The sequence below is a fragment of the Pedobacter sp. UYEF25 genome (assembly GCF_054061655.1).
Genome location: NZ_JBSSEL010000001.1, coordinates 359,931 through 377,522, shown reverse-complemented (window position 1 = coordinate 377,522; position 17,592 = coordinate 359,931). Strand labels below are relative to the sequence as shown.

Annotated in this window: 13 protein-coding genes; 8 read left to right on the top strand and 5 right to left on the bottom strand. The window is 38.1% G+C overall.

The genetic code is table 11. The features are described from left to right. Positions 1–6: 6 nt before the first annotated feature. Positions 7–1,854, top strand: coding sequence for a UbiD family decarboxylase (locus tag ACVWYG_RS01460; RefSeq protein ID WP_457268348.1), 1,848 nt, complete (start codon positions 7–9; stop codon positions 1,852–1,854). A gap of 83 nt (positions 1,855–1,937) precedes the next feature. On the opposite strand, the gene ACVWYG_RS01455 is transcribed toward ACVWYG_RS01460, so the two are convergent. The 5 genes from ACVWYG_RS01455 to ACVWYG_RS01435 form a co-directional block, all read right to left on the bottom strand. Beyond that, positions 1,938–3,146 (bottom strand): glycoside hydrolase family 76 protein, encoded by a 1,209-nt coding sequence (locus ACVWYG_RS01455; RefSeq protein ID WP_457268347.1) that lies wholly within the window; start codon positions 3,144–3,146, stop codon positions 1,938–1,940. 107 nt (positions 3,147–3,253) lie between these two features. After that, positions 3,254–3,658, bottom strand: coding sequence for a hypothetical protein (locus ACVWYG_RS01450; RefSeq protein WP_457268346.1), 405 nt, complete (start codon positions 3,656–3,658; stop codon positions 3,254–3,256). A 12-nt stretch (positions 3,659–3,670) separates the two neighbouring features. Next, positions 3,671–5,161: a hypothetical protein gene (locus tag ACVWYG_RS01445; protein WP_457268345.1), complete on the bottom strand. Its 1,491-nt coding sequence runs from the start codon at positions 5,159–5,161 to the stop codon at positions 3,671–3,673. 23 nt (positions 5,162–5,184) lie between these two features. Then, positions 5,185–7,794, bottom strand: a complete 2,610-nt coding sequence (topA, locus tag ACVWYG_RS01440) for a type I DNA topoisomerase (protein ID WP_457268344.1) — start codon at positions 7,792–7,794, stop codon at positions 5,185–5,187. Positions 7,795–7,994: 200 nt separating this feature from the next. Further along, the gene (locus ACVWYG_RS01435; RefSeq protein ID WP_457268343.1) at positions 7,995–9,107 is read right to left on the bottom strand and encodes a metallophosphoesterase; all 1,113 of its coding nucleotides are present in this window, start codon (positions 9,105–9,107) and stop codon (positions 7,995–7,997) included. Positions 9,108–9,444: 337 nt separating this feature from the next. Between ACVWYG_RS01435 and ACVWYG_RS01430 the strand changes: the two genes are divergently transcribed. The 7 genes from ACVWYG_RS01430 to ACVWYG_RS01400 all read left to right on the top strand — a co-directional run bounded on the left by ACVWYG_RS01430 (position 9,445) and on the right by ACVWYG_RS01400 (position 17,563). Beyond that, entirely contained in the window at positions 9,445–9,882 is a 438-nt protein-coding gene (locus tag ACVWYG_RS01430) for an RrF2 family transcriptional regulator (RefSeq protein WP_457268342.1), read from the top strand. Between the two features lie 155 nt (positions 9,883–10,037). Beyond that, complete coding sequence (locus tag ACVWYG_RS01425) at positions 10,038–12,125, top strand: nitrite reductase (RefSeq protein ID WP_457268341.1); 2,088 nt, start codon at positions 10,038–10,040, stop codon at positions 12,123–12,125. Positions 12,126–12,129: 4 nt separating this feature from the next. Next, positions 12,130–12,906, top strand: coding sequence for a uroporphyrinogen-III C-methyltransferase (gene cobA / locus ACVWYG_RS01420; RefSeq protein WP_457268340.1), 777 nt, complete (start codon positions 12,130–12,132; stop codon positions 12,904–12,906). Continuing rightward, a complete protein-coding gene (locus tag ACVWYG_RS01415; RefSeq protein ID WP_457268339.1) occupies positions 12,890–14,404 on the top strand; it encodes a TSUP family transporter in 1,515 nt (504 codons plus the stop codon). The genes cobA and ACVWYG_RS01415 overlap by 17 nt, the downstream gene beginning before the upstream one ends. Positions 14,405–14,406: 2 nt before the next feature. Further along, entirely contained in the window at positions 14,407–15,117 is a 711-nt protein-coding gene (locus ACVWYG_RS01410) for a phosphoadenylyl-sulfate reductase (protein WP_457268338.1), read from the top strand. A 140-nt stretch (positions 15,118–15,257) separates the two neighbouring features. Beyond that, entirely contained in the window at positions 15,258–16,163 is a 906-nt protein-coding gene (gene cysD / locus ACVWYG_RS01405; protein WP_457268337.1) for a sulfate adenylyltransferase subunit CysD, read from the top strand. Between the two features lie 149 nt (positions 16,164–16,312). After that, positions 16,313–17,563: a sulfate adenylyltransferase subunit 1 gene (locus ACVWYG_RS01400; RefSeq protein WP_457268336.1), complete on the top strand. Its 1,251-nt coding sequence runs from the start codon at positions 16,313–16,315 to the stop codon at positions 17,561–17,563. Positions 17,564–17,592: the final 29 nt, after the last annotated feature.

Below are 17,592 nucleotides of genomic sequence, written 5' to 3'. Positions count from 1 at the left end.
CTAAAAATGGCCTATAGCAGTTTGGCGGCTTGCGTCGAAGATCTCGAAAAAAACGGACACCTGATTCGGATAAAACGTGAGGTGGATCCAAACTTAGAAATGGCTGCCATCCATTTAAGGGTTTTTGAGAACCAAGGACCCGCAATTTATTTTGAGAAAATTAAGGGAAGTCCGTTTCCTGCTGTATCTAACCTTTTTGGGACCTTAGAAAGATCTAAATTTATTTTTAGAGATTCTCTTCCCAAAGTACAACAACTTGTTACGCTTCGAAATGACCCGATGGAGGCGATTAAAAAACCTTTTAAATATGTTGGCTCCGCGCTAACTGCACTTAGTGCTCTTCCAATGCGATCTAATGCAGCAAAAAAGCGTTTCCTAAAAACCACCATAGATCAATTACCTCAAATTGTAAATTGGCCAAAAGATGGAGGTCCTTTTGTAACCATGCCCCAAGTGTATACCGAAGACTTCGACAAACCTGGTGTTTTCCATTCGAACCTCGGGATGTATCGCATTCAATTGGCAGGAAATGAGTACGAATTAAACAAAGAGATTGGACTTCATTATCAGTTGCACAGAGGAATTGGTATTCATCAAACCAAAGCCAACAAGGCGGGAATTCCCTTAAAAGTGAGCATTTTTGTTGGGGGACCGCCATCACATCCTTTAGCAGCAGTAATGCCGCTGCCCGAGGGCTTGTCTGAGTTGACCTTTGCAGGCGCTTTAGGCAATAGGAGGTTTAGGTATTTCTATGATGATGAAGGTTTTTGCATTTCTGCCGATGCAGACTTTGTCATCACTGGAACTGTTTATCCCGGAGAAAACAAACCCGAGGGTCCTTTCGGAGATCATTTGGGTTACTATAGCTTAAAACATCTATTCCCATTGATGAAGGTGCACAACGTGTATCATAAACCGAACGCCATTTGGTCGTTTACTGTTGTCGGCCGACCTCCGCAAGAAGATACAAGTTTTGGAGCTTTGATACATGAAATAACGGGAGCAGCCATTCCACAAGAAATTGCCGGTTTGAAGGAAATAAATGCAGTTGATGCAGCCGGAGTTCATCCATTGCTTTTTGCGATCGGTAGCGAGAGGTACACACCTTATCTGAAGCATAAAAAGCCACAAGAGGTTTTGACAATTGCCAACCAAATTTTGGGTAAAAATCAGTTGAGTTTAGCTAAATATGTATTTATCGCCGCACGTGAGGATGACGAAAGGCTCAGCACCTCAGATATTGCAGGATTTTTAAAACACATGTTGGAGCGAATAGATATGAAAGGCGACATTCATTTTTATACAAACACTACGATAGATACGCTCGATTATAGTGGTGACGGACTTAATAGCGGATCAAAGGTTGTTTTTGCGGCTGTTGGCGACGCTAGGCGCGATTTGGGTAAAAAATTGAGTGCAGCTGATCTTAGCCATTTCTCCGACAAAAATGAAATTTCTGTAGCATTGCCAGGTATACTTATGGTCTTTCCTGGTACCTATAAAGATGCAGAGGATACACTATTCCAAGTTGAAGAAATTAAACAACAGCTCTCAAAAATTGATTTGGCAACATGGCCATTAATTGTGTTATGTGATAATCCTGTTTTTGCTGCAAAGACTACTAACAATTTTGTGTGGGTTACTTTTACGCGAAGTAATCCTGCAGCAGACATTTACGGAGTTGGCGAATTTATAACGGATAAACATTGGGGATGTCTGGACTCTCTAATTATCGATGCCAGAAAAAAACCGCATCATGCGCCCGAAATGTATAAAGATGCTTTGACAGAAGAAAAGATTGCTCGGTTTTTTAATAGCGACGGAACGATAAACCAAAATGAAAATCAGTTCTAACAGTAAGTCAGCTAGAAGCGATCTCTCTGCAATCGACAAAGATCTTTAAACCGTATGCTTGGTAATTTAAAATTGCTATGCCTTTAATTTTTAATTAATTTTTCAAACGGTAGGGTATTCATAATTAACGACACAGCTGTCGACGATCCAAAAGCCGATTTAGGTTTATCCTCTGGGGTTTTTGTCGCCCATTTTGTATGTATTAAACCTAGCGAATTTCTATTGTTATAAGCAACTTTTGCATTTAGCAGCATCCAATCAACAAGATCAGTTTTTTTGGTTTCGATAGTGTACATCCGTGCGTAACGTGCAAAAATCCCTTTAAAACCGGGTAAATCGTTTCCGCCGTCTTCGTTATTCATCGTCTTTCCTTCATACATATTATCTTTCGTATAATTTGCAATACGCTCAGCATCCTGAAGATAGTTTGCTTCGCCTGTATATTTATAAAGCATTACTGCTGCTCCTAAAAATGTACCTTGGTTATAGGTAGAGCTCCAAGTGCCCGTTTTAATTAGACCTGTTTTTTTATCAAGATTAATATTGTCGTTTACTTTACCAGTAGAAGCATCAAAAAGATATATTTTAGACCAGCTGTACAAAGCAATTGCTTTATCGTAGTAACTTTTGTCGCCCGTGGCTTCTGCTAGGTAGCACGAAGCAACCATAGCAGGCCCCTGAATACAAGCGTTTTTAGAGGTTTTAGTTTCAAACCAATTTAAGCCGCCGCCATACTTATTGGTAAAAGCCCGCGCGTACATTTTATCAAACTGATCTTTACTCTTTTCTAAATAGACTTTATTCCCGGTTAGAAGATATGCACGAACACAAGAGATCGCGGCCCAGGCAATGTCATCGTTAAACTTGTTATACATCCAGTCGCCTGTATGCTGAGACAGAAAATTTTTGTACATGGCATCAAACTTCGTTAGGTATTTTCTGTCTTTGGTTACTTCATAGGAATCCAAAATTATTTCCATCATTTCAGCCCTATCCCAAAATCCCTTAAAAGTTTCTATATGATATTGAGTGTACCACGCGTCAAAAGTTTTTTCGGCAATGACATTAACCGAATCTGCAGGCTGAAGATCTGATTTAGGAAACAACCATTTTCTTGCACCGCCAGCGTCAATAAGAGCATTGCTTGCGTTAAGTAGTTTATTGTGCTTGTGCGAACTGTTTTTTATTGTGTACACAAAGTCAGATTGAGTTCTGGTTGTTCGGGCAAATCCTGAAATCGAACTTAAAAATATTGGGAGTAAAAATAAGCCGGGCAAAAAGATATATCTCATAGTCTTGTAATATATTAGCGTATGTAATTTGTTTAATTCTGGTAAAAAGGGTCAACTGCATGTCGCTGTAGATTTCGCTGCTAAATGAATATATAATCCATAAAAAGCTATTTAATCATTACACCGGGTTTATTAACTAACGGTATTTTTATCAAATTTTCGTCTACGATGCTTTCCGGCAGAAAGATAAATTTTTTATCGTAAATAGTACCATTAACATAATAACTTAACCAATATTCGTTTGTTAAACCGAACACCTCCGTATCTATCGCTTCGACACCTTTAAATGATTGGGCTTTTATATCCCCTAAAAAGTGGCGCAAAACAGATGTTTTAACTGGCTTGCCATTCTTATCACCGTAACCTTTAGAACTTATCAATACGTTATTGATCTCAATGTGTTTTAGGTTTATCAAATAAACCGTCCAGTTTTTTACTTCGGGCGTTTCACTCATTAATACCACAGCCATTCCAATTTCTTCTACTGTATTTTCAGGTAAATCCGCTTTCAATATAGATTTTTTTTAGTTAATGAGATTTTTCTTTTTGTTATGAATCAAGTAGATACTCCAAATATTTGCTCGATCTTGCCAATTGCTGATGTTAAACTTTAAAACCCACGCCGGATAGACGCTATAAATCCGTTCGCTTTTGTACTTATTCAATTCGGCGCCTAATTCTGCTTTTTTCTTAAATACATAAACGGAATCAAAATGATTTCTTTCCAGTTCGGATGATAAATTAGCCTCGTTGTCAAACACGATTTCAGTAACGTTTTTCTGCTTGTAGAAACTAGTTTTAATTCCGGCCAAGCTGTACAAAGATTCATTAACGCAATATATGGTTACAGGTTTATTTCTAAAGTGCTTGTAAACATAACTGTAGCAATCTAACGCTTCTTGGGCAGGAAAAAATGTTCTAAACAACAGTAGTAAACCATTTATTACTGCTAAAAAAACTAAACCATACTTGACAAGTGTATTTACGCTATAATTCTTAAAATAATAGTCACAACCAATGGCAGCTAAATAGGTTAACAAAAACCAGATTGGAAATAAAAATCGCATTTCTTTATGGCCAATTATAGAATGCCCGACTATGAAGCAAATAGCAACAAACGAAAATATATGTAAGGGCTTTTTGTAGATTCCGACTGCAAAAAAATACAATATAGCTAGGCTTAATGGAGGAATCGCTTTTAAAAAAAATAAGTTGAAATAATACCACCAGGGACTTACCCCAAAATTTGCGGCGACACCTTTTATCACATTTTCTACGTAGTAATTATATGGGGTAAGTTGCCAAGTACCATACAGCCACTTGTCCAAAAAAATACATATTACAATCCCAACTAATCCAGAAAATATTAATGTAAACCATTTACGCCAAGCAATTTTGTGGATAAAAATTAACCATAAGCCCAAACCTATTATGGCGAAAGCCATTTGAAATCTAAAAAAAAACGAAAAGCTCAGCAATAATCCTATTACAAAAAACGCAACATTTTCTTTCGATGGATTTTTGTAGGGCTTTAATAGAAGGTAAGTAGCAAATAGATAACTAATTGCGGCTGCATTTTCAGATGAAAAACGAACATTTATGTAAGGCACAAACCATAAAAATAGACTTAAGAAAATAAAAATCTTCTTCCCATTTTCGGTCGAAAAATTAGGCAATAATAAAAGAATTAGCTTGCTAACAACAACCCAACTACAAACTGCTGTGATTAAACGAAGAAAAAAAGCTAAAATGAATGGATTTTCTACACCCAAATAATTAAAAACCTTAATGAAACCAAAGGCAATATATGGCTGTAAACCTGATCGTATTTTGGCGGAAAACTCCCATGGCAGGTCAGATAGGGGACTGTTTCCCAATTTATAATTGGCAAATTCTAGAATTTGGAATTGTTCGTCGGGATGATGAAATCCTTTGCTAAACCAAGCCGTGATGATGCTAATTACTAAACTTAAAACGAAGTATTTAGAATAAACGGATTGGAAGATGGATTTCATTTATTGCTCATTAATCCATTATGTTACTTTTTCTTGGCTAATGCTTTCTTGGAAACGACTTTTTTTGCTACCGGTTTCTTTGCTGCGGTAGATGTTTTTTTTGCAGGGGTCTTTTTTTTCTTTTCAAAAGCGTCTGGCACTTGTTCTACAATCATCACTTTTACGGTCTCCAACTCAATTTCTACTAATTCTTCTGGCGTATATTTTTGTTTTGTTGTTGGGTTTGATCTTAGTTTAAGCATCGCTTTTCCAAAACGAATAAACGGTCCCCAACGCCCGTTTTCAATAGCTATTTTCTCTTCGTCCCAAGTTTTGATAAACCTGTTCTCTTCTTTTTCTACCTTTTTAGAAATTAAGGTGTCAATATCCGATTGGGATAAATCTTCGAATATATAGCCTTTTGCGGGTACATTTATAAACAAACTGTTCCATTTTATAAATGGCCCGAATCTGCCTTTTCCCTTTGTTACGGGTAATCCATCGTATTGCGCAATTGGGGCGTCCGTCTTTTGTTTTTCTTTAATAATTTCTACCGCCCTGTCGAAGTTTACCAACATAGGGTCTTCATTTTTGGGAAGTGAAATAAAACTCTCACCCCATTTTACATAAGGACCAAATCTGCCTACACCAATTAATATGTCTAAGTCCTCAAACGGTTCTAAACTGAAAGGAAGTTTAAAAAGTTCTAAAGCTTCTGGCAAGCTGATGGTAGAAACCGATTGGTTTTTCATTAAACTAGCATACTTTGGTTTCTCCTCGTCGTCTATTTCTCCAATTTGAACCAACGGACCAAATTTGCCAACTTTGGTATAAACATTTTTCCCAGTTTCTGGATCCAGACCCAATTTACGCTCTCCTGTCGCACGTTCGGCAGTTTCTAACGTACTTTCTACCTCTTTGTGAAATGGTTCATAAAAAGAATGGAGCATTTTAGTCCACTCCTGTAAACCATGGGCAATTTCGTCAAATTCCTTTTCTACATTGGCTGTGAAGTTAAAGTCTACAATTCCCTTAAAGTGCTCTACCAAAAAGTCATTCACTACTTGGCCAATATCTGTAGGAAATAATTTTGACTTTTCTGCTCCTGTTATTTCCTTTTTTATTTCCTTTTTTATCGCTCCGTTTGACAATGTTAACGCAGTAAAGCTTCGCTCTTTTCCGTCTCGATCTTCTTTAACTACATAACCTCGATTCTGCACCGTAGATATTGTCGGTGCGTAAGTAGAAGGTCTTCCAATGCCCAACTCTTCCAATTTTTTTACCAAACTCGCCTCAGTATACCTAGCCGGTGGGCGCCCGAAACGTTGCGTGGCTTGCATTTCGTTTAGAAGCAATGTTTGGCCTTTCGTTAATGGTGGCAACATATTGCTGTTTTCTTTTTCAGCTCCGTTGTCGGTTTCTTCTTCGTCGTCGTCAGTTGATTCTAAGTAAACCTTTAAAAAGCCATCAAAAATCAATACCTCGCCTTCGGCAACTAAATGTTCTTTTCTAGTAGATGGTTGTATTTGAGCAGTTGTTTTTTCAAAAGCTGCTTCGCTCATTTGAGAAGCAATAGCACGTTTCCAGATTAAGTCGTACAGACGTTGCTCGGAATAATCGCCGGTTACGCTGTGTTGGTTAAAATAAGTGGGCCGTATTGCCTCATGCGCTTCTTGGGCACCGGCAGATTTAGTTTTATATTTTCTATGGTGTAAATATTTATCTCCGTAAGCACTTTTAATTTCTGCTGCTGCCGCATCTAAAGCTGTATCAGATAGATTTACAGAATCAGTTCTCATGTAACTAATCTTGCCAGCTTCGTATAACTTTTGCGCAACCTGCATAGTTCTTGCCACAGAAAACCCTAATTTTCTAGAGGCTTCCTGTTGTAAAGTAGACGTGGTAAAAGGTGCTGCAGGATTTCTTTTCGTAGGTCGTGTTTCTAAACTTGTGATTTTAAAATCGGCACTTAAACAGTCCTTTAAAAAAAGTTCGGCTTCTGCTTCTCTTTCAAAACGTTGTGGCAACTCAGCTTTCACTAGCTCTTTTCCTTTACCGGTATTAAATTGAGCTGTAATTCTATAAGCAGCAGTTGAGTTAAAACCAATAATTTCTCGCTCTCTATCTACTATTAAACGCACCGCAACAGATTGCACTCTACCCGCTGAAAGCGATGGTTTTATTTTTCTCCATAGCACTGGCGACAATTCGAAGCCTACCAAACGATCCAATACACGTCTTGCCTGTTGTGCAAATACGAGGTTGTAATCTATTCCCCTTGGACTCTCAATTGCTTTTAAAATCGCAGGCTTTGTAATTTCGTGAAAGACAATCCGTTTGGTTTTTTCTTTTTGCAGGCCGAGCGTCTCAAACAGATGCCAACTAATGGCTTCTCCTTCTCGATCCTCATCAGATGCTAACCAAACCATTTCGGCTCCCTTTGCCAATTTTTTCAGCTCGGCTACAACGTTTTTCTTATCGGCGGGTACCTCATATTTCTGAGCAAAGTTATTTTTGGTGTCAATGGCAGAATCTCCTTTAATCAAATCCCGAATATGGCCGTAACTGGATTTTACTAGAAAATCTTTTCCTAAATAGCCTTCAATTGTTTTTGCTTTTGCTGGTGATTCTACAATGAGTAAATTTTTTGCCATTGATGAGGTTTTCTGCAAATAAAGCTATAATAAACGCTAAAATCAAAATCGGAGGACTTCTTTCGAAGTTATAATTTGTAATCTAACCTGTTTATCTATTGGATTTCGAAACATTTTTTAAGTCTTAGTGTGTCACAAACCATGTATTTATCCGATTTGTAAGAAAACTTCAGAACTAAAAAAGGATTTATCAGCGACAACTATTTTTTTCTAAGCGTAATTACTGTGATCTCTGGCCAAATACCAATCCTGCCAGAAAAACCTAAAAATCCAAAACCCCTGTTAATATTCAAATAGCGATTGTTTTCTTTCTTAACTCCTGCCCAGTGTTTGTAGCGGTATTTTACCGGACTCCATTTAATGCCGAATGCCTCAATACCAAATTGCATTCCATGTGTATGGCCCGCTAAAGTTAAGGCAATATCTGAAGGGAAATTTTTAACTTCTGCATCCCAGTGGGAGGGATCGTGAGAAAGTAAAATCTTAAAATCTTTTGGATTAGTTCCTTGCAAAGCTTTTTTCAAATCGCCGCGTTCTCCAAAGCCAATGCCCCAGTTTTCTATCCCGGCCAAAATAATTTTATCGGCACCTTTTGTTATAGTGACATGTTCATCTAAAAGAAGCGTAAAACCCAAAGCTGCATGGTTGTTTTTCAACCTTGTAAAATTTGTTGTTTTGGCTGCTGAGCTCGCCCATTTTGCATAATCGCCATAATCGTGATTTCCCAAAATAGAATATTTCCCGTAACCCGCCCTTATCTCTGAAAACATAGGGATATAGGGCTCGATTTCGGTAGCAACATTGTTCACAAGATCGCCGGTAAATACGAAAAGATCGCTTTTTTGCTTGTTAATTAAATCAATTCCTTTTTTAACTTCTTTGGGTTTTGTAAAACTTCCGGCGTGTACATCAGAAATTTGTGTAATCGTAAACCCATCAAAACTAATGGGCAAGTCATCGAAATAAAGGGTATGCCTAATAACTCGGTAAGCGTATTTTCCTTTTACAATTCCATATCCAAAAATAATAATTGTTAGCAGCAACATCACCAAACAAAAACATACCCAATAATAATTTCTTTCAAAATGGGATTGGCCGCTAGATATCTTCTCGGAGAAGGCGATGAGTAAACAAACTACATCACCCAGCAACAAAAAAGTTGAAAAAACGATTTCAGCCAAGAAGAACATTAAAAAGGCGTGGGTTACAATGGTAAAAAATTTTGTATTATGTTTTTTTCGAAACTGAAGAATGGCCAAAGTCAAAGCGACCGCCAACCCTATAGAAAGAACCCAAAAAAGTGGAATGAACATTCTTTCGGGAAATAAAACACGAAGCCCGGCTACTGCATATGCGGTTGATAGAAAATAAAAAACTATAAAAAGTAACAGCGGTAAAAGACTTAATTTGCGCATCGTGCGGGAGAAATTTTAAAAAGCACAAAGATAATCGATAATGATATGCGGCGAATTGTCAATCGTTTAACAAATGTCAATTTGTGGCGTGGTAAATATTGTATGCAGACACAACTTTTATGGTCATTGTGATGAGTTATAAAACCGGTTTGGAATGCTTAGAGAAAATTACAAACAAAAAAGAAGAAAAAGCATTGCTAGATTTTTCGGCTTTCTTTAGTAGCTTTGTTAGTATATGCTGTCTAAAAAAACCAAATATGCGATAAAGGCGCTTGTGGTACTTGGAAAAAACAAAGATAATCCGCCTATGCAAATTCAAAAAATTGCTGAGCAGGAGCATATTCCGAAAAAATTTTTAGAACAAATTTTGTTAGATCTTCGAAATGCAGGTTTTCTTTTTAGTAAGAAAGGTGCGGGGGGAGGATATTCGCTAAATAAAAAACCCGAAGATATTTTTTTAGTGCAAGTAATGCGAGTTACGGACGGCCCGATTGCAATGGTACCTTGCGCCAGTTTAAATTTTTATCATAAGTGCGAAGAATGTGAGGACGAAAAAACCTGTGGCATTAGAAGTGCTTTTATAGATGTTAGAGACGCAACCTTAAAGGTGCTAAGTGAAACAAGTGTAGCTCATATTATTGCGCGAGAAGATGATATGAAACGATTGGCATAAAGTTTTTTTTGGTAAAAATGTCTACTATTCCTATATACTTTATATATTTGACAGAAACTATTAAATGAAATAGGAAATCGATTCGGATAATGAGTTGTACAGGTTAAAAAAACATTAACAATATTTACCGCATAAAAGCACATAGTTTATAAAAAATGCAGAGTTTCAGAACAGAGTTAGAAAATCCAATTGTATCACAAGACATCATCGATTTAGAGAAAAAAATAAATGAATATAGAAATGGCAACCTGCACGATGATAAGTTTAGAAGTTTACGTTTAGCCAGAGGGATTTACGGTCAACGCCAGCCGGGAGTTCAAATGGTACGCATTAAACTTCCCTTTGGTAAAGTAACTTTTAAGCAGTTTTTACGCATTGCAGATATTTCCGAAGAATACGGAAGTGGAAATTTACACCTTACAACCCGTCAAGACATACAAATTCATTATGTTAGTTTAGACAAAACGCCCGAGCTTTGGGCTAAGCTTTCTGAAGATGATGTAACCATTAGAGAAGCTTGTGGCAATACGGTGCGTAACGTTACAGCTTCTCCAAATGCTGGTATAGACGCTGATGAGCCATTCGATGTGTCGCCTTATGCACACGCAACTTTTAAATATTTTTTAAGAAACCCCATCTGTCAGGAAATGGGAAGAAAATTTAAAATATGTTTTTCTTCCAGTGATAAAGATACAGCGATGAGCTTTATACATGACGTTGGCCTAATCCCCAAGCTTAATGAAGCGGGTGAGCGGGGATTTAAAGTGTCGGTTGGTGGTGGCTTGGGGGCACAACCATTTTTAGCGGTCATCATTAATGAATTTTTGCCAGAAGATCAATGCATTCCATTTATAGAATCACTTATTAGAACTTTTGATCGTTACGGAGAACGCAACAATAGAAACAAAGCGAGACTAAAATACTTAATCCAAAAAATTGGCATTGAGGAATTTTTAAGGCTTGCCCAAGAAGAACATGTTGCCAATAAAGTACAGTCTTTTAAAATTGATAGAGATGCTGTTCCGGCACCGAAAATACCAGAACTTATTGAGTACGCCGAAACAGATGTTCAAAAGGAATTGCATTATCAGCATTGGTTCGCTACCAATGCAGTTGAGCAAAAGCAAAAAGGATTTTTTGGCGTATACGTAAAAGTGCAAGTTGGCGATATGAAAGTGGATCAGGCCCGAGCATTTATAGCTGCGATAAAACCGTATGTGGCCGATGAAATTAGGGTTACGGTTAACCAAGGTCTACTCTTAAAATTTGTGCGCAAGGAAGCTTTGCCTTCCTTATATCTAGCTTTAAACAAAATCGGATTAACAACTGCAGGTTTCAATAGTGTGGCAGATATTACTACTTGCCCAGGAACTGATACTTGCAATCTTGGTATATCTAATTCTATGACGCTTGCAGAAGTTTTGGAAGACGTAATCTATTCTGATTTTCCTGAGCTTATCTACGAGAAGAACTTAAATATAAAAATTAGTGGCTGTATGAATTCTTGCGGTCAGCACGGTGTAGCAGAAATTGGATTTCATGGCAGCTCAGTAAAGGCAGATGGCAAAGTGGTTCCGGCCGTGCAAGTGTTGCTAGGCGGTGGAATTGTTGGCGATGGCGTTGGACGGGCTGCTGAACGTGTGATAAAAATACCAACTAAAAGGGCAGACAATGTTTTGCGGTATCTGCTAAGCGATTTTCAGGGAAACAATTTCGGTACGGAGAATTTTCAGCAATATTACGACAGGCAAGGAAAGGATTATTTCTATCAATTGCTTAAACCTTTAGGTAATTTAAAGAATTTAACGGCGGAAGAATTTGTAGACTGGGGCCATGAAGAGCAGTTTGAAACGGCCATCGGCGTTGGAGAATGTGCAGGCGTAATTATAGATTTAGTTGCTACTTTATTGTTAGAGGTGGATGAGAAGATGGCTATGGCTAAACAAAACATCAACAATGATAACTTTGCTGATGGTATCTATCACATTTACAGCGGTTTAGTAAATGCCGCAAAAGCATTGTTGTTGGATAAGGCTGTACAGTGCAATACGCAAATTGGCGTACTTAGAGACTTTGACACCCATTTTATAGAAACTGGAGAAATTATAATCGAAGGAACTTTTATGGATTTTGCGTTGCAAATAAATAAAAACGAAGCAAGCGAATCTTTCGCCAAAGCTTATTTTGCAAAAGCAGATCAATTCTTAAATAAAGTTAAAGAACAGAGAGCCGTTTTAAATTAAAGAAATGATCGAACAACAAATAAATATACAACCCAAAATAACCCTTTTAGGCGCAGGTCCTGGAGATCCGGATTTGATCACTTTAAAGGGAATTAAAGCGTTACAAAATGCAAATGTTGTGCTGTACGACGCGCTTACAAATGAAGCGCTGTTAGCCTATGCGCCAAAAGATTCGATCAAAGTATATGTGGGAAAACGTTCTGGAGAGCATTCTTACAAACAGGAGGCAATTAATAAATTGATTGTGGATTATGCCCAAAACTTTGGTCACGTGGTCAGGTTAAAAGGTGGCGATCCATTTGTTTTTGGGAGAGGATATGAGGAGCTTGATTATGCTAAGTTTTATAACATTCCGGTCACAGTAATTCCTGGTATTTCTAGTTCTATTGGCGTTCCCGGCTTACAGCAAATTCCGGTTACTCATCGAGGCTTGGCAGAAAGTTTTTGGGTGATTACAGGCACTACTACCTCCGGCGAAGTTTCTAAAGACATTTATCAGGCAGCCCATTCAGAAGCAACTGTTATTGTATTAATGGGTCTGAGACAATTGTCAAAAATAATTGAGATTTTTAAAATAGCAGGAAAACACGATTTGCCCACGGCTGTGATTCAAAATGGATCTGCAGAAAATGAAAAATTGTTGGTTGGAACTGTAGAAACAATCGAAGCAATGGTAGCGCAAGAAAGTATTAAAGCCCCTGTATTATTGGTTTTTGGCAAAGTGGTCTCCTTACATCCATCCTTTAAAAAGTTAATTGCCTCTTATGCAAGTCTTGCCTAACGCAGAAAATTCGTTGCAACCTTCCTTAATCGAAGAGGAGAAAGGCAATCAACTTTTTCCTGTTTTTGTGAAGTTGAATACGTTGCGTACGCTACTTATCGGCGCAGGTAATATTGGCTTGGAGAAGTTGACAGCTATCGTACAAAATAGCAAGAATGCAACCATTACTATTGTGGCAGAAAACATTTCCCCTGCGGTATTTGCACTTGCGGTGGGTTATCCGTTGATAACGCTAAAGCAAAAAAGTTTTGAAGTCTCAGATTTGGAGGAAATCGATATTGTGTTTGCCGCTACGGGAAACAATATTGTAAATCAACAAATAAGAGTTGTTACTCATCAAAAAGGTTTACTCATTAATGTGGCAGATACGCCAGATCTATGCGATTTTTATTTGGGGTCAATCGTTCAAAAAGGAGATCTTAAAATTGCCATTTCCACAAATGGAAAGTCGCCCACCATCGCAAAGCGGATAAAAGAAATTTTGAAAGAGGGCATTCCGGAGGAACTCGATGAAACTTTGCAGAATATGAGCGCTCTTAGGTTGACTTTAACGGGCGACTTTTCGGACAAAGTAAGGAGACTAAATCGAGTGACTAAAAAGCTCATCACGCCCAAGCGTAGTTTTGCAGAGCGCAATATGAAATGGTTAATTTGGGTAGCTTCTATTTTGCTCATTTCAACTGTTTTACTATCGTTGTGGAAGTCTGAGCCCGAGTTTCAATCGCTCGTGTTAAATATCGACCCTATCTTTTATTGGTTTTTAGGTGCAGGTTTTGTATTTGCGATGATAGATGGAGCCATTGGCATGTCTTATGGAGTTACCTCGGCCTCGTTTTCATTAGCGATGGGACTTCCGCCAGCGTCGGCAAGTATGGCGATCCATATTTCAGAAGTGTTAAGCAATGGCATTGCAGGGTGGATGCATTTTAAGATGGGCAATGTAAATTGGAAACTTTTTAAATTATTAATTATTCCTGCCATTATTGGAGCAGTTTTAGGGGCCTTTATTTTATCATCCCTGCATGCTTATGCCGATTATGTGAAACCTTTTGTGTCTTTATATACCTTGTTTTTGGGTTTTGTTATTTTGTCAAAAGCAATCAATATTAAACGCAAACAGTCTGGTAAAAAGATAAAGCGAATTGGTCTGCTTGGCTTTGTAGGTGGTTTTATCGACGCTGCTTTTGGCGGTGGTTGGGGTTCTATCGTGCTTTCGAGTTTGATTGCGGGTGGCAGGCATCCGCTTTTCTCCTTAGGAACAGTAAAAATTAGCCGCTTTTTTATTGCCACACTTAGTTCCTTAACTTTTTTCACCATTTTAGGCGTAAGTCATTGGGAAGCTGTTCTGGGCCTGATTATTGGTAGTGCGCTCGCTTCACCTATTGCGGCACGTGTTTCTAATAAAATCTCTGCGAAAACCATTATGGTTGTGGTGGGAATGATTGTAATCGCAGTAAGCATTCGCAGTATTATTTTATTTATTTTGAAATTAGTTTAAAGATGGAGAAGGAGTTTGAAGCAATAAGCAACGGTTTAATTGATTTAGGTAATGTGGTGGACAAGCTTAGGTTTTTGGCCGATTCTTATCCTGGTAGAATTGTTTTTTCTACCAGCTTTGGTTGGGAAGATCAAGTAATAACACACCTTATTTTTTCAAATAACATTCCCATCAAGGTTTTTACGCTTGAAACGGGTAGACTTTTTCCAGAAACTTATTATGTTTGGAATAGGACGATAGAAATATACAACAAGCAAATACATGCTTATTATCCAAAAAATGAAACGCTGCAAGCGATGGTGAATGAGAAAGGGCCGAGTAGTTTTTATCAATCGGCAGAAAATAGAAAAGAATGTTGCCACATTAGAAAAATAGAACCTTTGAAACGCGCATTGGCCGGCAACAGTATTTGGATAACCGGTATACGAGCTGATCAAAGTGTAAATAGGGAAGATATGAGAGATTTAGAATGGGATGAAGGCAATCAGTTAATAAAGTTTCACCCTATTTTTCATTGGACGTTGGATGAGGTAAAAACCTTTATCAAACAAAATAATATCATTTATAATCCATTGCACGATAAGGGTTTTCCAAGTGTAGGCTGTGCACCATGTACGCGAGCTGTGCAACCAGGGGAAGATTTTAGGGCAGGAAGATGGTGGTGGGAAGACCAATCTAAGAAAGAATGCGGTTTGCATGTGTCTGAAGGTTAATGGACAACTCTCAATTCTACGTCATTTCTTAAAAGCTATAATCGGCAACCAATGGCAAATAATAATTAATATTAAAGCGGTCCGCCATTATGCGTAACCCCTAACCGCAATTAAAAGTTAAAACAAGAAAGAGATAAAAAATGACAGCATATAATTACGACTACCTAGATGAGCTAGAGGCAGAGGCGATTCACATTTTAAGAGAAGTTGCCGGTCAATTTGAAAGGCCTGCACTTTTGTTTAGCGGTGGAAAAGATTCTATTACTCTTGTTAGGTTGGCAGAGAAAGCTTTTAGGCCTGGTAAATTTCCATTTCCGCTAGTTCATATAGATACAGGGCATAATTTTGAGGAAACCATTACCTACCGAGATGAAATGGTGGCCCGTATTGGTGAAAAGCTTATTGTAGGATTGGTACAAGATTCGATAAATCAGGGCAAAGTTGCAGAACAGAAAGGGAAAAATGCAAGTAGAAATCCTTTGCAAACCGTAACATTATTGGATACCATCGAGAAATATCAGTTCGATGCGTGTATTGGTGGCGCGAGGCGCGATGAAGAAAAAGCAAGAGCCAAAGAACGTATCTTTTCTGTTAGAGATGAATTCGGACAATGGGATCCGAAAAGGCAAAGGCCAGAATTGTGGAATATTTATAACGGCAAAATACACAAGGGCGAAAATGTGCGGGTTTTTCCAATTAGCAATTGGACCGAATTAGATGTTTGGAATTACATTAGGCGGGAGAACATTAGTTTGCCTAGCATCTATTTTTCTCATCAACGAGATTGCATTACCAGAAACGGTCAATTGATGGCTGCTTCGCCGTTTTTAAATATGGATGAGGAAGATGTAGTTGAACAAAAGCAAGTTCGGTTCAGAACTGTGGGAGACATGTCTTGCACCGCCGCGGTTGAGTCTGAAGCAATATTGATAGACGACATCATTTCTGAAATTAGTTCCTCAAAAATATCTGAACGCGGTGCCAGATTAGACGATAAAGTTTCTGAAGCAGCGATGGAGGATAGGAAAAAAGGAGGATACTTTTAGGGCGCTTTCGAGTAATTGGTAACAAGTATCAAGATTAAAAATTAACTCCCATTACAGATGCTTTATAAATAATACGATTAAATTGGTTTGAGTTTTTAGGCTGCGAGTAGCAGCCTAATACTTGATACTTTTATCCTTAAACTTTTAAAATGAACATTCTTAAGTTTTTTACTGCAGGTAGCGTAGATGATGGCAAAAGCACATTAATTGGACGCTTACTTTTTGATACAGATTCTATTTTGACAGATCAACTGGAAGCTCTACGAGCCTCAAATCGAAAAAATGACGACGGATCCATCGATTTAGCGATTCTTACCGACGGGTTGCGGGCAGAACGGGAACAAGGGATCACGATTGATGTTGCCTACAAATATTTTCAGACAGAAAAGCGAAAATTCATTATTGCAGATACGCCTGGCCACATCCAATATACCCGTAATATGGTTACCGGGGCGTCTACTGCAAATTTGGCAATTATTCTAATAGATGCACGAAATGGCGTTGTAGAGCAAACAATCAGGCATTCCTACCTCGTTTCCCTACTCGGTATTAAACACGTGGTATTGTGTATCAACAAAATGGATATGGTAAATTATAGCCAAGATGCTTATAACGAAATTCTTTCAACTTATAAAAAGCTTGCGGAAAAGTTGCGTTTAGTCGATGTGACTTACATTCCTGTTAGTGCGCTGAAAGGCGATAATATTGTGCAAAATTCGATGAACATGCCTTGGTTTAAGGGAGATAGCTTACTGCATTTTTTAGAAACGGTTGATACCGATCATTTAGAAAATTCTAAACGAGCACGCATGCCCGTTCAGTGGGTTATTAGGCCGCAGACAGAAGATCTTCCCGATTACCGCGGTTATGCCGGACGCATACTTAGCGGAACATTTTCTGTTGGAGATGCGGTAACCATTCTCCCGTCCAACGTAAAAACTACCGTAAAAAAGATAGATTTTTTCGAGGAGAACCTTAAAGAAGCAAAAGCAGGTCAATCGATAGTAATTCATCTGCAAGATAACTTAGACATCAGCAGAGGAGATACCATTGTAAATTCTTCCGCATTGCCTGAAGACAGTAAGCAAATTGAAGCCGACATTTGTTGGATGGACACAAAACCTTTGGACCCATCGATAACATATACCTTACAGCATAATAGTAAAAAGACTAGGTGCAAGATAGTCGATATTCTACACAAAGTGGACATCAATACTTTAGAAGAGCATGGTGCCGAAGATTTTAAGTTAAATGATATCGGACGGGTGATCTTAAAAACCGCCGAGGTTTTACCGCTCGATCTTTATAAAAACAATAGGGCAAACGGCTCTGCCATTTTGATAGACGACAGGACAAATTTAACTGTAGCAGCTTTAATGTTTCAAAAAGCGATGAATTGAGGTTATTAAATTTAAAATAGCATAAAATT

Bases quoted from the DNA above. Each gene is read 5' to 3' on its own strand.
- ACVWYG_RS01400 (WP_457268336.1), top strand. From the start codon at position 16,313: ATGAACATTCTTAAGTTTTTTACTGCAGGTAGCGTAGATGATGGCAAA.
- ACVWYG_RS01410 (WP_457268338.1), top strand. From the start codon at position 14,407: ATGGAGAAGGAGTTTGAAGCAATAAGCAACGGTTTAATTGATTTAGGT.
- ACVWYG_RS01455 (WP_457268347.1), bottom strand. From the start codon at position 3,146: ATGAGATATATCTTTTTGCCCGGCTTATTTTTACTCCCAATATTTTTA.
- ACVWYG_RS01445 (WP_457268345.1), bottom strand. From the start codon at position 5,161: ATGAAATCCATCTTCCAATCCGTTTATTCTAAATACTTCGTTTTAAGT.
- ACVWYG_RS01430 (WP_457268342.1), top strand. From the start codon at position 9,445: ATGCTGTCTAAAAAAACCAAATATGCGATAAAGGCGCTTGTGGTACTT.
- cobA (WP_457268340.1), top strand. From the start codon at position 12,130: ATGATCGAACAACAAATAAATATACAACCCAAAATAACCCTTTTAGGC.
- topA (WP_457268344.1), bottom strand. From the start codon at position 7,794: ATGGCAAAAAATTTACTCATTGTAGAATCACCAGCAAAAGCAAAAACA.
- cysD (WP_457268337.1), top strand. From the start codon at position 15,258: ATGACAGCATATAATTACGACTACCTAGATGAGCTAGAGGCAGAGGCG.
- ACVWYG_RS01425 (WP_457268341.1), top strand. From the start codon at position 10,038: ATGCAGAGTTTCAGAACAGAGTTAGAAAATCCAATTGTATCACAAGAC.
- ACVWYG_RS01460 (WP_457268348.1), top strand. From the start codon at position 7: ATGGCCTATAGCAGTTTGGCGGCTTGCGTCGAAGATCTCGAAAAAAAC.
- ACVWYG_RS01435 (WP_457268343.1), bottom strand. From the start codon at position 9,107: ATGTTCATTCCACTTTTTTGGGTTCTTTCTATAGGGTTGGCGGTCGCT.
- ACVWYG_RS01415 (WP_457268339.1), top strand. From the start codon at position 12,890: ATGCAAGTCTTGCCTAACGCAGAAAATTCGTTGCAACCTTCCTTAATC.